General features: G+C 60.0%; 16 protein-coding genes. 15 read left to right on the forward strand and 1 reads right to left on the reverse strand.

Annotation, left to right across the window (positions count from 1 at the left end; translation table 11 throughout):
* The first annotated feature begins 106 nt into the window (after positions 1-106).
* The 3 genes from RAK07_RS00200 (at position 107) to RAK07_RS00210 (ending at position 4,245) form a co-directional block, all read left to right on the forward strand.
* The gene (locus tag RAK07_RS00200) at positions 107-2,329 is read left to right on the forward strand and encodes an ATP-dependent helicase (RefSeq protein WP_305730843.1); all 2,223 of its coding nucleotides are present in this window, start codon (positions 107-109) and stop codon (positions 2,327-2,329) included.
* Between the two features lies 1 nt (position 2,330).
* Positions 2,331-3,536 carry a threonine ammonia-lyase gene (gene ilvA / locus RAK07_RS00205; RefSeq protein ID WP_305730844.1) on the forward strand — a complete coding sequence of 402 codons (1,206 nt, stop codon included), beginning with the start codon at positions 2,331-2,333 and terminating at the stop codon, positions 3,534-3,536.
* 133 nt (positions 3,537-3,669) lie between these two features.
* A complete protein-coding gene (locus RAK07_RS00210; protein ID WP_305730845.1) occupies positions 3,670-4,245 on the forward strand; it encodes an ANTAR domain-containing response regulator in 576 nt (191 codons plus the stop codon).
* Here RAK07_RS00210 and draG read toward each other — a convergent pair whose 3' ends face one another.
* Positions 4,246-5,169: an ADP-ribosyl-[dinitrogen reductase] hydrolase gene (gene draG, locus RAK07_RS00215; protein WP_374215749.1), complete on the reverse strand. Its 924-nt coding sequence runs from the start codon at positions 5,167-5,169 to the stop codon at positions 4,246-4,248.
* A gap of 274 nt (positions 5,170-5,443) precedes the next feature.
* Here draG and RAK07_RS00220 point away from each other — a divergent pair, with 274 nt between their 5' ends.
* The 12 genes from RAK07_RS00220 to RAK07_RS00275 all read left to right on the forward strand — a co-directional run bounded on the left by RAK07_RS00220 (position 5,444) and on the right by RAK07_RS00275 (position 17,942).
* On the forward strand, positions 5,444-6,265 hold the full coding sequence (locus RAK07_RS00220; protein WP_305730847.1) for a radical SAM protein: 822 nt from the start codon (positions 5,444-5,446) through the stop codon (positions 6,263-6,265).
* 20 nt (positions 6,266-6,285) lie between these two features.
* Complete coding sequence (locus RAK07_RS00225; RefSeq protein ID WP_305730848.1) at positions 6,286-7,089, forward strand: GNAT family N-acetyltransferase; 804 nt, start codon at positions 6,286-6,288, stop codon at positions 7,087-7,089.
* 16 nt (positions 7,090-7,105) lie between these two features.
* A complete protein-coding gene (gene nifV / locus RAK07_RS00230) occupies positions 7,106-8,251 on the forward strand; it encodes a homocitrate synthase (RefSeq protein WP_305730849.1) in 1,146 nt (381 codons plus the stop codon).
* A 35-nt stretch (positions 8,252-8,286) separates the two neighbouring features.
* Positions 8,287-8,523: a hypothetical protein gene (locus tag RAK07_RS00235; protein WP_305730850.1), complete on the forward strand. Its 237-nt coding sequence runs from the start codon at positions 8,287-8,289 to the stop codon at positions 8,521-8,523.
* 19 nt (positions 8,524-8,542) lie between these two features.
* On the forward strand, positions 8,543-8,827 hold the full coding sequence (locus RAK07_RS00240; protein WP_305730851.1) for a hypothetical protein: 285 nt from the start codon (positions 8,543-8,545) through the stop codon (positions 8,825-8,827).
* A gap of 474 nt (positions 8,828-9,301) precedes the next feature.
* On the forward strand, positions 9,302-10,171 hold the full coding sequence (nifH, locus tag RAK07_RS00245) for a nitrogenase iron protein (RefSeq protein WP_305730852.1): 870 nt from the start codon (positions 9,302-9,304) through the stop codon (positions 10,169-10,171).
* Between the two features lie 157 nt (positions 10,172-10,328).
* Entirely contained in the window at positions 10,329-11,774 is a 1,446-nt protein-coding gene (gene nifD, locus RAK07_RS00250) for a nitrogenase molybdenum-iron protein alpha chain (RefSeq protein ID WP_305730853.1), read from the forward strand.
* A gap of 184 nt (positions 11,775-11,958) precedes the next feature.
* Positions 11,959-13,428 carry a nitrogenase molybdenum-iron protein subunit beta gene (gene nifK, locus RAK07_RS00255; protein ID WP_305730854.1) on the forward strand — a complete coding sequence of 490 codons (1,470 nt, stop codon included), beginning with the start codon at positions 11,959-11,961 and terminating at the stop codon, positions 13,426-13,428.
* 167 nt (positions 13,429-13,595) lie between these two features.
* The gene (locus RAK07_RS00260; RefSeq protein ID WP_305730855.1) at positions 13,596-14,171 is read left to right on the forward strand and encodes a restriction endonuclease subunit S domain-containing protein; all 576 of its coding nucleotides are present in this window, start codon (positions 13,596-13,598) and stop codon (positions 14,169-14,171) included.
* A gap of 5 nt (positions 14,172-14,176) precedes the next feature.
* The gene (locus RAK07_RS00265) at positions 14,177-15,733 is read left to right on the forward strand and encodes a type I restriction-modification system subunit M (protein ID WP_305730856.1); all 1,557 of its coding nucleotides are present in this window, start codon (positions 14,177-14,179) and stop codon (positions 15,731-15,733) included.
* Complete coding sequence (locus RAK07_RS00270; protein ID WP_305730857.1) at positions 15,730-16,782, forward strand: virulence RhuM family protein; 1,053 nt, start codon at positions 15,730-15,732, stop codon at positions 16,780-16,782. Before RAK07_RS00265 ends, RAK07_RS00270 begins: the two co-directional genes overlap by 4 nt.
* Positions 16,783-16,799: 17 nt before the next feature.
* Entirely contained in the window at positions 16,800-17,942 is a 1,143-nt protein-coding gene (locus tag RAK07_RS00275; RefSeq protein WP_305730858.1) for a restriction endonuclease subunit S, read from the forward strand.
* Positions 17,943-18,004 lie beyond the last annotated feature (62 nt).

Genomic DNA, 18,004 nt, shown 5'->3' on the forward strand with positions numbered 1-18,004 from the left:
GGGCTAAACCTAGAAGATTCCCCGAAGAATGTCAACGGGATTCTCCCCGGCGGGCCGGGCGCTCGCCTGTTTACAGTGCACGGCGGTGTATGGTAGAGAAACATGAATGTCAGACCATCTTCTCTCCCATCTCAACCCCCCCCAGAAACAGGCCGTGCTGCATGGCGAGGGGCCGCTTCTGATCCTGGCCGGGGCCGGCTCCGGCAAGACCCGGGTCATCACCCACCGGATCGTCCACCTGATCCGGGAGCGGGGGGTGCGCCCCCGCAGCATCCTGGCAGTCACCTTCACCAACAAGGCAGCCGGCGAAATGGCGGAACGGGTGCGCCATCTGCTGGGCAGCAACGACATTCCGCTGATCTCGACCTTCCACGCCGCCTGCGGCCGTATCCTGAGAAACGACGGTTACCACCTGGGCTACGACTCCTCCTTTGCCATCTACGACGACAAGGACAGCGAACGCTTGCTGAAAGAGATCGTGCGGGAGCTGAACCTGGACGAGAAACGCTTTCCCCCGGCACAACTGGGGGGGCGGATCGACGACTGCAAGAACCGGGGCCTGGCCCCGGAGGAGCTGCCCCTGGGGGACCTCTGGAACCGGCAGTTCGTGGAGATCTATGCCACCTACCAGGAGCGGCTGAAGCGGTGCAACGCCATGGATTTCGGCGATCTGCTGCTGCAGGCGGTGCGGCTCTTCGAGCAGCATCCGGCGGTGCTGGCCCAGTGGCAGGAGCGGTTCCAGTGGCTGCTGGTGGACGAGTACCAGGATACCAACCCGGTGCAGTACCGCCTGATCCGCCTGCTGGCCGGGGAGCGCAAGAACCTCTGCGTGGTGGGGGACGACGACCAGTCCATCTACTCCTGGCGGGGGGCGGATATCCGCAACATCCTGGAGTTCGAGAAGGATTTTCCCGAGGTCACCGTGATCCGGCTGGAGCAGAACTACCGCTCCACCCCCACCATCCTCAAGGCGGCCGGCAGCGTGGTGGCCCGCAACATGGGGCGCAAGGCCAAGACCCTCTGGACCGACAACCCGGACGGCGAGCCGATCCGCCACGAGCGGCTGGAGAACGACCGGGACGAGGCCCGCTTCGTGGCCCGGGAGATCCTGGGACTCCACCGGGGCGGCCTCCCCCTCACCGAGGCGGCGGTGTTCTACCGCACCAACGCCCAGTCCCGCCTGCTGGAAGAGGCGCTGGTGGCCGAGGGGCTTGCGTACCATATTGTCGGCGGGGTCCGGTTCTACGCCCGGATGGAGGTGCGGGATATCCTGGCCTACCTGCGGCTTCTGGAGAACCGCTCCGACGAGGTGGCGCTGAAGCGGATCATCAACGTGCCTGCCCGGGGGATCGGTAGCGCCACCATCGACCGGATCGCCGACCTGGCGCTGCGGGAGGGGATCGATTTCGACACCGCCCTGGGTCGTGCCGCCGAAGGGTCGCTTCTGGCAAGCGGCCCCACCGCGAAGGTGGCCGGGTTTGTTGGCTTGCTGGAGAGTTTCCGGCGCCGTTTGGCCACAACGCCGCTGCCGGAGCTGGTGCGGGCGGTGGTGGAGGAGTCGGGCTATGCCGAGCGGCTGCGCCAGAGCCGGGACGAGGAGGATGCCGAGCGGCTGGAGAACCTGGATCAGTTGCTGGCGGCGGTGGAGGAGTTCAGCGAGGGGAACCCGGAGGCCGGTCTGGCTGGTTTTCTGGAGCAGGTGGCGCTGGTGAGCGACCTGGAGCGGGGGGAAAAGGGGACGCCGTCGGTGACCCTGATGACCCTGCATGCCGCCAAAGGGCTGGAGTTCCGCGCCGTGTTCATGGTGGGGATGGAGGAGCGGCTCTTCCCCCATGTCCGTTCCCTGGACGACCCGGACGCCATGGAGGAGGAGCGGCGGCTCTGCTACGTGGGGATGACCAGGGCCCGGGAGCGGCTCTACCTGCTGAACGCCCGGCGGCGGCACCTGTTCGGCCAGGAACAGGTGAACCTGGTCTCCCGTTTTCTGCGGGAAATCCCGGGGGAGTTGCTCACCGGCAGCGGCGCTGTCCAGGAAGGCTGGAACCAGTCGTCCTGCCGCAGCGACAGCGCCTGGCGGGCACCGGAGCCGGTCGGTCACAATCTGGCCGCCGTTTCCTCGGCTTTGGAAGAGGTAGAAATGGTGCCGGAGCCGGCGGAGGAGTACGGGGACGGTGTCCATCTCGGCATGAAGGTCCGCCATCCCAAGTTCGGGCCCGGCACGGTGCGCAAGATCGAAGGGAGCGGCGACAGCCAGAAGGTGACGGTCTGGTTCAATAGTTGCGGTCCCAAAAAGCTGATGGTCCGCTTTGCCGGACTGGAGAGGGCCTGACATGATCAGCTACGAACTGGTGCTTGAAGCTGCCGACCGCCTGCGCAAGCGGGTGCTGCAGACCGAACTGATCGCTTCCCCCCACTTCAGCGAGCACCTGGGGGTGCCGGTGCTGCTCAAGTGCGAGAACCTGCAGAAGACCGGGGCCTTCAAGCTGCGCGGCGCCCTTAACTTCATGACCGCCCGCGACCGGGCCGGACTGGCCCGGGGGGTCACCGCCGCCTCAGCCGGCAACCATGCCCAGGGGGTGGCCTTCGGTGCCGACCTGCTGGGGATTCCGGCCCGCATCTTCATGCCGGAAACCACGCCCCCCCAGAAGGTGCAGGCCACCCGCGACCTGGGGGCCGAGGTGGTGCTGACCGGCGCCAATTTCGACGAATCCTACGACGCGGCCCTGGCCGACAGCGAGCAGAGCGGCACGGTCTTCATCCATCCCTTCGACGATCCCCTGGTGATCGCCGGCCAGGGGACCATTGGCCTGGAAATCCTGAAGAGCCTGCCGGATGTGGGGACCGTGGTGGTGCCGATCGGCGGCGGCGGACTGATCGCCGGTATCGCCACCGCCATCAAGGCCACGCACCCCCGGGTGCGGATCATCGGGGTGGAGACCGCCTCGGCCCCCTCCATGTACCAGGCGGTAAAGACGGGCAGGCGCTGCACCGTTTCCCTGGCCCAGACCATTGCCGACGGCATCGCGGTCAAGACCGCGGGGAAGGTGACCCTGCCGATCATCCGCGACCTGGTGGACGAGATCGTGCTGGTGCAGGAAGAGGAGATCGCCCTGGCCATCGTGGCGCTTTTGGAGAAGAGCAAGCTGCTGGTGGAGGGGGCCGGTGCCGTGACCCTGGCGGCCCTGCTGAACAACCGGGTGAGCGACCTGCAGGGGAAGACGGTCTGCCTGCTCTCCGGCGGCAACATCGACGTCCGCACCCTCTCGGTGGTGGTGGAGCGGGCCCTGCTGGCCGCCGGCCGCTACCTGAAGCTGCGCATCCAGCTTGAGGACCTGCCCGGCGCCCTGGCCCGCCTGGCCGGTGATATCGCCGCCTCCCAGGCCAATATCAACCTGATCAACCATGACCGCCGTTCCAAGGGGCTGGGGCTGGGGCGCACCGAGGTGCACCTGGTGCTGGAAACCAGGGGGCAGGAACATGCCGCCGCCGTGCTGGCCCAGCTGCGGGAGCGGGGGTACCGGTTGGAGGTGGAGTAAGCTCGCGAGCACCCCGGCACGCATGCCACCGGTTGTTCTGCACCGATTTTCCCGCACAGGCCCAAGCTGGCTGGCACGGTTTCTGCTGCTGCCCCGTGGCATGGGTGCCACTCCACGACGATACGACGCTCGGATGAGCGTACTGATCTGCTGCCCGGACCGCCTCTCCTTGCACCTGCTTGAACAGCAGGTGTATCAGGCCGGCCATCGGCCAATCTGCTGCATACACGCGGACAGAGTGCTGGAAACAGCCCGTGAGCAGCTTCCCGACAGCATTCTGGTCGTTCACGATCCGCCTGCTTCAGACGGCATAGCCCTGGCCGGACAGATACGGGGGAACTATACCTGCCCGCTTGTCCTGGCAGCCGATCATTGGGACGGGGAGCTGGCAAAAGCGGCAACTTCTGCAGGATATGCCGCTTTTCTCGGCATGCCGGCAACCGGGACCTCGCTTGTGCCGGCCCTGCTGCAAGCCGAAGCAGGGCACAACGAGCTGCGGTACCTGAAAGACCGGGTGGCAGAACTGGAGCAGCGTCTGGCGGAGCGAAAGCTGGTTGAAAAGGCAAAAGGCATGGTGATGCTCCAGCAGCAGCTCAGCGAAGAGCAGGCGTTCCGTACCCTGCGCAGCGAGGCCATGCGTCGCAGGATCAGCCTGGCGAGGCTGGCGGAAGAGCTGTTAGCGTCAAAGGACACGGGACGCGATCGATAGTCACACCTGCACATTCCCGGCCCCTGCTCTCCCTGCCGGACTGGCCAGCACCAGGCGCTCCGCATGCTGCTCCAGCTCCGTCAGCAGTTTTTTGTCCATCTTTTTAAGCCAGCGCCGGGGGATCGCCTCCATGCCGTAATAGGCGCCGGCCAGCATCCCCGTAATCGCTCCGGTGGTGTCGGCATCCCCGCCCTGATTCACCGTACCCACCAGACACTCCTCAAAACTCCTGCCCCTGAAAAAGTGGTGGAACACGGTCTGCATCGTATCCGCCACATAGGCTCCGGCCAATCCACGATACGGCTCAAAGGCGAATGAGGGGAAGCGGGCCACCAGTCCGTCGACCTCCCGGCGAAGCCGAGCCTTTGAAAATCCCCGCAGGATCAGGTGCAGCAGGCTGCCGAGGCAGATGCAGGCGGCGTCGGAGAGGTGCTGATGATGGGTGATCCGGGCCTGTTCAAGGGCATATTTCTTCATCAGCTCCGTATCGGGTAACGACAGCAGGGCTGCGGGCAGCATCCGCATGACGGCGCCGTTGCCGCCGTCCCACGTGTTGTAGGGGACTTCAAGGGTACCGTGCAACATGAAGGAGCGGATTCCCTTGCGGCAGGTATCGCCGCAATCCACCGGCCGGGACTTCAGCCAGACGGCAAATTCCTGGGCAATGGCCTCGCGGGACCAGCCCTGGGCCTTGTTGACTGCCCTGGCGATACAGAGCGCCATTTCGGTGTCGTCAGTCACCTGCCCCGGCTGCAGCCGCAACCAGCCGCCACCTGAAATCTCCTTGAAAACACCGTGTTGGGCGGCAATCTCCGCTGCCGTCATGAATTCAACCGTGGCCCCCAGGGCATCCCCGATTGCCATACCGACAAAGGCAGCCCTGGCTCGGTCAGTAAGTTCGCGCATATCGAGCTGGAGGATCATGTCATGACGTCAAGCAAAGACTGTTCCCAGAATGTCATGCTGCTGCAATCAGATTCGCGTTCCTTGTGCCAAAGCTTTCATCGTGCAACGTTACCGGACCGGACCGTGCTGCATGCAAAATAAGCAGCACGCCAGGCCGGCTGCAATAACATCCTGGTATTATTAGGCTTGGCAAACTGGCACGCTCTGTGCCTCACCGGATACGGAGCTCAGGCAACGGCGCCTGCGGGGGAATTCCCCTGCGGCGCCGTTTTCATTGAAAGGAGCAGACACCATGGCAACCATATGCGAGCAGATGAAGAAGGTTCATGGCCATCCCTGTTTTGGAGGCGGCACACATACAACCGGCCGGATGCATCTGGCAGTGGCCCCGGCCTGCAACATCAAGTGCGGTTACTGCACCCGCAAGCACGACTGCGCCAATGAATCACGCCCCGGCGTCACCAGTCGGCTCCTGACGCCGCAACAGGCGCTTGCAAAAGTGCGGGAGGTCATGGCTTCGCCGGTCCTCGGCCCCACCATGAAGGTGGCCGGCATTGCCGGCCCCGGCGATCCGCTGGCCAATCAGCAGACCTTCGAGACCTTCCGGCTGATCGGCGAAGCGTTTCCGGAACTGATGAAATGCATGAGCACCAACGGCCTGCTGCTGCCGGAGTCACTGGACCGGCTGCTGCAGGCCGGTCTGCACAGCCTGACCGTCACCATCAATGCCGTGGAGGCAGCCACGGCGGCAAAGATCTACCGCCATATCTGCTACCACGGCCGCCGCTACAGCGGCAGGGAGGCGGCGGAGATCCTGCTGGCACGCCAGTACGAAGGGGTGCAGCGGGCCTGTGCACTGGGCCTGGTGGTCAAGGTCAACACCGTGCTGATACCGGGCATCAACGACCGGGAGATCCCGCAGATTGCCGAACGGATCAAAGACATGGGGGCCTTGGTGATGAACGTCATGCCGTTGATCCCCCAGGCGGAACTTGCCGGCATTGCCGCCCCGACCCCTGAATACCTGGACCGGGTACGCAACGACAACGAACGGATCATCGGCCAGATGCGCCATTGCAGGCAGTGCCGGGCCGATGCGATCGGCCTGCTGTAGGAGCGCTGCGGAGGACCAGCATGCGGATAGCCCGTTTCACCCCTGATGATATCCACCCCTTTCTTGCCCTGGCAAAGGACGAAGGCTGGATAAGCCACCGCCGGGAACTGGCCTTTCTGTTGGAACGATCCCCCAACGGCTGCCTGGTCTGCCATGAGGACAACCAGGCCCTGGGGTTCGTGACCGCCGTCCGTCATGAGCGTTCCGGCTGGATCGGCAACCTGCTGGTACGGCCCGGCTCACGGGGACGGGGCATCGGCAGCGCCCTGTTCCGGCAGGCTATGGAGGTACTTGCGCTGGAGGGTGCGGTAACCGTCTGGCTGACGGCATCAGCGGCAGGACGTCCACTGTACGAACGCAACGGGTTCCGCTGCTGCGACACCATCCGGCGCTGGGAGCGCGACGGGGCAGGCAGGCCGAAACATCCGGCAACCACACCGCTCCTGCCGGACTGGCGGGCCATCGACTACCTGGGCTGGGGCGATGCGCGGGACGCTCTGCTCGGCTATGCGGCTGCCGGCGGCAGCGCGCTGGGTGCGGAGCAGGGATTTCTGATGCTGCAGCCCCTCGGCGGCTGCAGCCAGATCGGCCCCTTCGGTGCCCTGGTCGGCAGCACGGCCGAAGCGTTGCTGGACCAGGTTGTTGCCGCATCGGAGGAACGACTGCTGCTGGACGTTCCGGCCGCCAACCGTGCGGCCCCCCGGATGCTTACCGCCAGACGGTTCACCGTCATGGGCGAGGCGGACCTGATGTACGCGGGTAAGCCGCCCGCCTACCATCCGGAATGCATTTACGGTCTGGCCAGCATGGGAAGCATCGGATAACCGAAAGGAGGGTGCCGTGATCAGCGCCACCGACATCATCATCGACGACACCACCCTGCGGGATGGCGAACAGACTGCCGGGGTGGTCTTCTCCCGGTCTGAAAAACTGGCCATCGCCCGGATGCTGGACAGCATCGGCGTGCAGGAGATCGAGTGCGGCATCCCGGCCATGGGCCGGGATGAGCAGGACAGCATCCGTGCCCTGGTGGAGCTGGGCCTTGCCGCCCGTCTGATCACCTGGAACCGGGCACTGGTCCCGGAGATACGGGCCAGCCTCGACTGCGGCGTCACTGCCGTGGATATATCCCTTTCCGTTTCCGACCAGATGATCGAGCGCAAGCTGAAAAAGGACCGCTGCGCCGTGACGGAGCAACTGAAGGCCGCGCTGGGCTTTGCCAAGGATCACCATCTGTATGTCTCCGTGGGTGGCGAGGATGCGGGACGGGCCGACCTTTCCTTTCTGGTGGAACTACTGGAGATCACCCGCGCACTGGGGGGCGACCGCTTCCGCTTCTGCGACACCCTGGGCATGCTGGACCCGTTCACCATGTTCGAGAGGGTGGCGTTCCTGCGGGCTGCGGTGCCGGAGGTAGCGATAGAAGTACATACCCACAACGACCTGGGCATGGCCACCGCCAACGCCATTGCCGGCATCCGGGCCGGTGCCCGTTTTGTGAACACCACGGTCAACGGCCTGGGTGAACGGGCCGGTAACGCCGCCCTGGAAGAGGTGGTGATGGGCCTGAAACATGCCTGCGCTATTGACACCGGCATCAACACCCACCGCTTCCGGGAGCTGTCGCTGATGGTGGCTAAGGCGTCACGGCGCCACCTGCCCGCCTGGAAACCGGTGGTGGGCAAGCGGGTCTTTGCCCACGAATCCGGCCTGCATGCCGACGGCGTGCTGAAAGACCCGTACAATTACGAGGGATTTGATCCGGCAGAGGTGGGGTTATCCCGCCAGATCGTGGTGGGTAAACATTCCGGCTGCAGCGGTATGATCGAACGCTATCGCAAGCTGGGTATCGTGCTTTCCCGGCCGGATGCCGACCTGCTGCTGCCGGTGATCCGTCACGAAGCCCTGCGCCGCAAGCGTGATCTGAAAGATCGGGAGCTGATGGAGATTTACCTGGCTGGAGCGGCGCTGTTGCAGGCGGCTTAGGGGCTTCAGAAATCAGCCTGAAAGGAGACACCGGCATGTGCATCGCAGGAGAGAATTTCGTCACCATGGGGGAGGCAGCGGCCTATCTTGCAACAACCGAAACCAGAATCCTGCTGCTGCTGAAAACGCAGGAGCTGCGCGGAAAGCAGGTGGAAGACGCCTGGTTTGTGGACAAGGCATCGCTGCAGCTCTGCGGCAAACCCAAGCCGTCCGACTTCGGCACAACCGGCTGCGGCGGAGGGTGCGGCAGCGGCGGCTGCGCTGGACAGTGACTGACAGGAGCACGCACCCATGCTGACCATCAAGGCATCTGACCTGAAATTTAAATACCCCCGGGATACCGCCCGCCGTAACGAGCCGAAATTCTCCGGTCTGCCGGACCCGGCAACCTTCAACCGGAACGATCTGTACGAGGTGCTGCCGATGATGGCAGCAGCCATGGATGAGCTGGGTTCGGTTGATGGCGAGGTGCTGCATCTGCTGGAGGACATTCTGAACACAATGCCCGGTTTCATCGTCAGCCGCGAAGAGGTATTCAACTATCTGACGGGCTGTGCCAGAGAGGTGTTGTACTGAGTGCTGGCGCACTGTTGGAAAATGCAAACATCGGCTGGACCGGGGGGGAGGGGGGAGATGCCGTATCTCTGCCCCCTTTTTTTGCAAGTACGCCTGCCCCCCACGCAGCGCCTCCGGTAAAAATCGGAGGCACTCACCAGTGAGGTGCTCTCTAACGCCCTTGTTTTAATGGGTTTTTATATATTTTTCTGATTTGGTACGGCAAATGCTTACCTACGGTCAATCGTTCTTCGACACATGAAGCAGCACAAGAACCAAGGCAACGGCGCCTTCCAATGATTATCACGCATTGGGGCGCCGTTTTTCGTGGCCCCACGAACAAGACAAATCACATGGGTGTCGATGTGGCGATGGATCCTGCGGCAGTGAGAAGCCGGCACCGGAGGCGTACCGTGTCGTACGCCGAGGATGCAGGCTCCGAGCCTGACGTGCAAGACACGCTAAAGCGGCACCCCACCAGAAAGGAGTAACACCATGAGACAGATCGCTATCTACGGCAAAGGCGGCATCGGCAAATCAACCACAACCCAGAACACGGTGGCAGGCCTTGCCTCCCTCGGCAAAAAAGTGATGATCGTCGGCTGCGACCCCAAGGCCGACTCAACCCGCCTGATCCTGCATGCCAAGGCCCAGGACACGGTCATGGACCTGGTACGGGAGCGGGGCACGGTTGAGGACCTGGAGCTGGAAGATGTCATGAAGGTCGGCTACGGCGAGGTGAAGTGCGTCGAGTCCGGCGGCCCTGAGCCGGGGGTCGGCTGCGCGGGCCGCGGCGTCATCACCGCCATCAACTTCCTTGAGGAGAACGGCGCCTACACCGACGATCTCGACTTTGTGTTCTATGACGTGCTCGGCGACGTGGTCTGCGGCGGGTTCGCCATGCCGATCCGCGAAGGCAAGGCCGAGGAGATCTACATCGTCTGCTCCGGCGAGATGATGGCCATGTACGCGGCCAACAACATCGCCAAGGGTATCCTCAAGTACGCATCGTCCGGCAAAGTGCGGCTGGCCGGCCTGATCTGCAACTCCCGCAAGACCGACAAGGAGTACGAACTGATCGAGGCCCTGGCCAAGAAGCTGGGCACGCAGATGATCCACTTCGTGCCCCGCGACAACCAGGTGCAACGGGCCGAACTGCGCCGGATGACCGTTATCGAGTACTCCCCCGAGCACAAGCAGGCGGACGAGTACCGTGAGCTGGCCCGCAAGATCGCTGAAAACAAGATGCTGGTAGTGCCAACCCCGCTGGAGATGGATGAACTGGAGGAGCTGCTGATGGAGTACGGCATCATGGAGGCAGAGGATGAGAGCATTGTGGGCGTTGCCGAGAAGGCAGCGGCTTGACCGAAAAAGCTAACTGCAATAGCACGCGGATGACACGGATTGTGGCTGATTAACGCAGATTACAACCGGTTTGACCGTTGCCGTATCTGCGCAGACCTGCTCAATCCGTGTTGTCCGCGGCCTATCATCATGGCTTTTCATCATTAAGGAGCATGTTATGTCACACACCATAAAGAAACTGGACGGCATCACCAAGGAGTCCACCGAGGCGATGATCAACGAGGTGTTGGCGGTCTACCCGGAAAAAGCCCGCAAAAAGCGCGCGCCGCACCTGGGGGCCAACGATCAGGGCTCAGGCAGCGCCTGCGTCAAATCCAACAAGAAGACCGTACCCGGCGTCATGTCTGCCCGCGGCTGCGCCTATGCCGGCGCCAAAGGGGTGGTCTGGGGACCGATCCGCGATATGGTGCACGTCTCCCACGGCCCGGTTGGCTGCGGCTGGTACTCCTGGGGCACCCGGCGCAACCTGGTGACCGGCATCAACGGCGTGACCCAGTTCGCCATGCAGTTCACCTCGGATTTCCAGGAAAAGGACATCGTCTACGGCGGCGACAAGAAACTGCGCACCCTGCTGGAAGAGGCCAAAGAGCTGTTCCCGCTGGCCAAAGGGATCTCGGTGCTGTCCGAATGCCCGGTGGGGCTGATCGGCGACGATATCAACTCGGTGGCCAAGACCGCCTCCAAGGAGATGGGCATACCGGTCATTCCCTGCAACTGCGAGGGGTTCCGGGGCGTTTCCCAGTCTCTGGGCCACCATATCAGTAACGATACCATCCGGGACTACATCATCGAGACCCGCGAGTTTGCCGAGCCGGAAACCCCCTATGACATCGCCCTGATCGGCGATTACAACATCGGCGGCGACGTCTGGTCGGCCAAGCCCTTGCTGGAAGAGATCGGCCTGAACGTCAAGGCGGTCTGGACCGGCGACGGCGAACTGGAGAAGATTGCGGCCACCCACAAGGTGAAGCTGAACCTGATCCACTGCTACCGTTCCATGAACTACATGTGCAAGGTGATGGAAGAGAAATTCGGCATCCCCTGGCATGAGTTCAACTTCTTCGGCCCCACCAAGATCCGGGAATCGCTGCGTTCCATCGGCGCCCTGTTCGACGAGACCATCCAGGCCAATGTGGAGAAGGTGATCGCCAAGTACGACCCGATCATGCAGGGGATCATCGACCAGTACAAGCCGCGCCTGGACGGCAAGAAGGTGATGCTGCTGGTGGGCGGCCTGCGCCCCCGCCATACCATCGGCGCTTACGAAGACCTGGGGATGGAGTGTGTCGGTTCCGGCTACGAATTCGCCCACACCGACGACTACGACCGCACCGCGCCGGAAATGCCGGACGCCACCGTGGTCTATGACGACCCGTCGGAGTATGAGTTTGAGAAGTTCGCCGATGCCCTGCGGCCCGACCTGATCGGTTCCGGCATCAAGGAAAAGTACGTCTTCCAGAAGATGGGCATTCCGTTTCGCCAGATGCACAGTTGGGATTATTCCGGCCCGTACCACGGCTACAAGGGGTTTGAGATCTTTGCCCGGGATGTGGATATGGCGGTGAACAGCCCCACCTGGAAACTGGTGAAGTCGCCGTTTTGACGGCGCTTGCCTTTGCGCCATCTCGACATCGGGTTTCGGATTTTCGTTGTGCGGCGTAGCGCTGCTACGCCTCCGCCGAAATCCTCACCCGCCGCCGACCTGGCATCAAAAGCAAACGCCGAATAGAAAAACAAAATACATTTCGGTGGTGTAACAGATTGGTTTCCCACCAAAGGAGTTTGTCATGGCTAACGCACTGGGCCTTGAGGTCAAGAAAGTAACCGACTATACCGCCGAAGAGGTGGAAACAACCAGAAACTGGATCAACAGCGAGGAGTACAAGGAGAAGAACTTTGCCCGTCAGGCGCTGGTGATCAACCCGGCCCACGCCTGTCAGCCGCTGGGGGCGCAACTGGCCGCCCACGGGTTCGAAGGAACGCTTCCCTTTGTACACGGCTCACAGGGTTGCGCCTCCTACTACCGCTCCACCCTGAACCGTCATTTCCGCGAGCCTGCTCCGGCGGTTTCCGACGCCATGACCGAGGACGGCGCGGTGTTCGGCGGCCAGAACAACCTGCATGAGGGGCTGGAAAACGCCATCGCCCTCTACAAGCCCAAGATGGTGGCGGTCTTTACCTCCTGCATGCCGGAGGTGATCGGCGACGACCTGACCGCTTTCATCAAGAACGCCCGGCAGAAGGGCTTTGTGCCCAAAGAGCTGCCGGTGCCCTATGCCAACACCCCCAGCTTCAACGGCAGCCATATCCATGGCTATGATGCCATGCTGCTGTCGATCCTGCAGAGCCTGACCGAGGATAAAAAGCTTGAAGGGCGCTGCACCGGCAAGCTGAACCTGATCCCGGGCTGCGACTTCAACACCGGCAACTACCGCGAATACAAGCGGATACTGGAGGAGTTCGGCATCCCCTGTACCATGCTGGCCGATATCTCCGACACCTTTGACTCCCCCTGCGACGGTACCTACCACACCTACCTGGGGGGCACCAAGCTGGAGGATGCCGCGGATTCCATCAACGGCAAGGCGACCATCACCCTTGGCCCCTACGCAACTCCCAAGACCTTTGCCTGGATCAAGGACACCTACTCCGGCAAGCAGGTCAGCATGCCGCTGCCCATGGGGATCGAGAAGACCGATGCCTTTATCATGAAGATCGCCGAGCTGTTCGGCAAGGAGGTGCCCGCTTCACTGAAAAACGAGCGCGGACGGGCCGTGGATGCCATGACCGATTCCCACCAGTACATGCACGGCAGGAAGTTTGCCGTCTACGGCGACCCGGATTACCTGATGGGCTACGTCTCGTTCCTGCTGGAGATGGGGGCAGTGCCGCAGCACATCCTCTGCAGCAAGGGGACCAAGAAGATTGAGAAGGAGTTGCAGGGGCTGCTGGACGGTTCACCCTACGGCGCGGGCTGCAAGATTTACATGAACAAGGATCTGTGGCACCTGCGCAGCCTGGTGATGACCGAGCCGGTGGACGCCATCATCGGCGACACCCACGGCAAGTTCGCGGCCCGCGATGCCGGTATCCCGCTGTTCCGCTTCGGCTTCCCGATCATGGACCGGGTCAACAAGCACCGCTATCCGCTGGTGGGCTACCAGGGGGTGATCAACATGGTCACGGAGATCTGCAACAAGTTTATCGATATCAAGGATGAGACCTGCGAGGATCGGTATTTTGAGATGATGCGGTAAAAAACAATAATAACAGGCAGAGCAAAAGGGACGTCTCCGGTTTTGGAGGCGTCTCTTTTTATTTTACGACCCGCAATAACAGTAATAACGTTTTTGCAATTTATCGTTGCCGGGCGACACAATTAATGCTATATACACAGTAACATCATTACTGTGTAGGGTTTATCATGAAGACGGTCCTAAAAAATATCACCTCCATTCAGGCAGGTTATTCATTCCGCTCTCGCCTGGAATCTACGGAAAACGGTTCTCTTGCCGTCATCCAGATGAAAGACCTGACAAGCGCAAACCTTGTTTGCTGCGACGAACTGGCACGTGTCAATATAGAAACACCCAAGGCACACCATCTGGTACGACCTGGCGATCTGATCTTCCGTTCACGAGGATTAACCAGTAATTCTGCCCTACTTACAACCGATCCCGGCGATGCCGTACTTGCGGCGCCCCTTTTGCGGATCAGGATAACCAGCAAGCAGGTTTTGCCGGAATACCTGAACTGGTATATCAGTCAGCCTCCCGCACAGTCATACCTTGCAAGCTGCGCCGAAGGCACTGCACTCAAGATGATCAGCAAGCAGTCACTGCAAAATCTTGAGGTATTCGTGCCGTCAATTGCCAGGCAACGGCTGGTTGTGGAGATGGCATTGCTGGCCGTGGAAGAACAGCGCATCCTGAAAACTCTCGCAGAAAAACGGAATCACTATATTTCATCCACGTTACTTCAGTTGGCACAAGGAGAATAACCACAATGGCTGAGCACATTGATCAGAAAGATATCAACAACGCGGCCTGGGCTGCCTGCGACACCTTCCGCGGCGTGGTGGATCCGGCACAATACAAAGATTACATCCTCGTCATGCTGTTCGTAAAATACATCTCGGATGTCTGGAAAAGTCACTACGAAGAATACCGCCAGCACTATGGCAATGACGATGTGCGCATCAGGCGGAGACTGGAGCGGGAGCGTTTTGTGCTTCCCTTTGCCGAGCTGAAGAACCATGAAACCGGCAAGGTGGAAGACCGTTTTCTGGCAGACTTCTACAGCCTGTATGAACGGCGCAATGCGGCCAACATCGGCGAGTTGATCAATATCGTGCTGGACGCCATTGAAGAGGCTAACAAGGCAAAGCTGGAAAGCGTCTTTCGTAATATCGACTTCAACAGCGAATCCAATTTGGGCAAAACCAAGGACCGCAACCGTCGCCTGAAAACACTGCTGGAAGACTTCAACAAGCAGTTGCTGGATATGAGTCCCGGCAAGGTTTCCGAAGATGTCATCGGCAACACCTACATCTACCTGATCGAACGCTTTGCTTCTGACTCCGGCAAAAAGGCCGGAGAATTCTACACTCCGCACAAGATTTCAACACTGGTGGCCAAGCTGGGCAGACCCAAGCAAGGCGATCGCATCTGCGATCCGACCTGTGGCTCGGGTGGACTTTTAATTGAGGCGGCCAGAGAGGTCAATGACCGCAACTTCGCCCTGTTCGGCATGGAATCAAACGGCAGCACCTGGGCGCTGGCGCGGATGAACATGTTCCTGCATGGTGCCGACAGCGCCCGTATTGAATGGTGCGACACCCTCAACAGTCCGGCTTTGGTGGAAAATGACCGTTTGATGAAGTTCAACGTCGTGGTGGCAAATCCACCCTTTTCCCTCGACAAGTGGGGTGCCGAAAATGCCGAAAGCGACCGCTATAACCGCTTCTGGCGCGGTGTACCGCCCAAATCAAAGGCTGACTGGGCATTCATCAGCCACATGGTTGAATCGGCACTGGAAAAGGAAGGGCGGGTTTCTGTTGTCGTGCCCCATGGCGTGCTGTTCAGAGGCGCAGCCGAAGGGCGCATACGGCAGAAGATGATCGAAGAGAATCTGCTGGATGCCGTTATCGGCCTGCCGGGCAATCTCTTCACCACCACCTCCATTCCGGTGGCAATCCTGGTTTTTGACCGCAGCCGCGAAAAAGGGGGAGCCAATCAGGGGCGCAAGGACGTGCTCTTTGTGGATGCCAGCCGTGATTATCTGCCGGGCAAAAACCAGAACTCCCTTTCTGAAGAACATATCCAGAAAATTGTCGATACGGTTACTGCTCGGCAGGATGTTGATAAATACGCCCATGTGGCCTCCTTCGACGAGATCAAGGAAAACGACTTCAACCTGAACATTCCCCGCTATGTGGACACCTTCGAGGAGGAGGCGGAGATCGATATCGATGCCGTGCAGGCGGAGATCGAGCAGTTGGAGGGTGAACTGGTGACAGTGCGGGCCAAAATGGCGGCGATGCTGAAGGAGATCGAGCGATGACCCAACAGCAGGCAGGAGAGATTCTTTTCTACCAGACCGAAGACGGACGCATCCGGCTGGAATGCCGCTTTGAGGACGAATCGCTGTGGCTGACCCAGGCTGCTATGGCTGAGCTGTATCAGGTCACGCCTCAGAACGTTACATTGCATCTGAAAGCGATCTACGAGGAAGGCGAACTGGAGCAGACAACAACCTGTAAGGATTACTTACAAGTTCAATCAGAAGGCGGGCGCGAGGTCTCCCGGACCCGGAAGTTTTACAATTTGGACGCGATCCTGGCCGTTGGCTACCGGGTCCGCTCCCACCGGGGCACCCAGTTCCGCAGGTGGGCCACTGACCGGCTGAAAGAATATCTTGTCAAGGGCTTCACCATGGACGACGAGCGGCTGAAGAATCCGCCCGTGGCCGGCTCGGCCGTTCCTGATTATTTCGACGAGATGCTGGCCCGTATCCGCGACATCCGTGCCAGCGAACGCCGGATGTATCTGCGGGTGAAAGAGATTTTCACCCTGGCCGGTGATTATGACCCGTCTTGGCCGGAGACTACCAAGTTCTTCAGCGTTATTCAGAACAAGCTGCATTTTGCCGCAACCGGCATGACTGCTCCGGAGCTTATCCACAGCCGTGCCGACCATACCAAAGCAAATATGGGGCTCACGAGCTTCAAAGCTGGTGAGGTTCGCAAAACCGATGTAACCATTGCCAAAAACTATCTGACTGAGAAAGAAATTGATGAACTGAACCGGATCGTGGTCATGTGGCTGGATTACGCCGAAGATCAGGCCCGGCGGCGCAAGCAGGTGTTCATGAAGGACTGGGAGCAGAAGCTGGATGAGTTTCTGCGTTTCAATGACCGGCGGGTGCTGGAAAATGCCGGTTCGGTCAGCAAAAAGCATGCGGAAACCCATGCCCGTGATGAGTATGACCAGTTTGCCCAACGGCGGCGGGAGCATAAGGAAGCTGTTGGGGAGGAAGAGTCGATAAAGGCGCTGGAGGAAGCGGCGCGGGTGTTTGGTGGTGGGCAGAAGAAGGTTGGGGGTGGGGAATGAGTAACCATTCTTGGCCAATGAAGAAAATCGGAGATCTGTTTGATGTTCAACTGGGTAAAATGCTTAACGAAAAAGCCAAACAGGGCAATTTGTTACCATATTTAGCTAACTTTAATGTCAGGTGGGGTTCATTCGATCTCACACGACTAAACGAGATGACTTTTTCTGAAAAGGAACGAAAGAAGTTCTCTCTTGAGCGTGGCGACTTACTCATGTGCGAAGGTGGAGAAATCGGTCGATGTGCCGTTTGGGAAGAGGCATATCAACCAATTTATTTCCAAAAAGCGCTACATCGACTTCGCCCTTTAAGTCGCGGCACCAATGCAGAATTTTACTGCTACTTCATGCAGTATATTGCCTCAAAAGGTGACTTGCCAAAGCTGGTTGGCGAAACGAGTATCGCTCACCTTACAAGAGAAAAACTTCTTTGCTTACGCGTTCCTGCCCCTCCACTCCCCGAACAAACCGCCATCGCCTCCCTGCTCTCCATCTGGGATCTTGCCATCGAAAAAACCGAGCGGCTGATTGCGGCCAAGGAGAAGCAGTATTTAGGCCTGCTCAGCCGCTTGATAACAAATGGCAGATATCCACACAGCCATATTCGGGAGTTTGCCACTGAAGTTTCACGGCGGAACAGTGGTGCGGCAATCGTACAAGTTCTCAGCGTCACCAACCGTAATGGTTTTGTCCTTCCAGAAGATCAATTTGAACGTCAGGTTGCCAGCAGTGACCTGAGCAATTACAAGGTTGTTACCAACGGGCAGTATGCCTACAACCCTTCCCGTATTAATGTCGGATCAATTGCACGGCTGGATAATTGGAACATCGGCGTTCTCAGCCCGATGTATGTAGTTTTCAAGCTTGATGAAGCGAAGGTCAATTCTGATTTTTTTCTTCATTGGCTTGAATCGCATGAAGCCAAGCAGCGAATCAGCAAGAGCGCTCAAGGCAGTGTGCGCGAGACCGTCAGCTTTACAGACCTCGCAGCAATTCCGTTTCCTCTTCCATTCATTGACCAGCAAAAACAGATCGCCGCCATCCTCACCACCGCTCGCCAGGAAATCGACCTACTGAAAAAACAGGCCGAAGCCTATCGCAGACAGAAGCGCGGACTGATGCAGCGGCTGTTGACCGGGGAATGGCGGGTGAAGGTCTCGTAGGGTTTGGCGGGGGTTGTTGTGGACATGGTGGACAGCATGGACTTTGTGGACGGAGTGGACAG

The sequence above is a fragment of the Trichlorobacter ammonificans genome (genome assembly GCF_933509905.1).
Classification (GTDB): domain Bacteria; phylum Desulfobacterota; class Desulfuromonadia; order Geobacterales; family Pseudopelobacteraceae; genus Trichlorobacter; species Trichlorobacter ammonificans.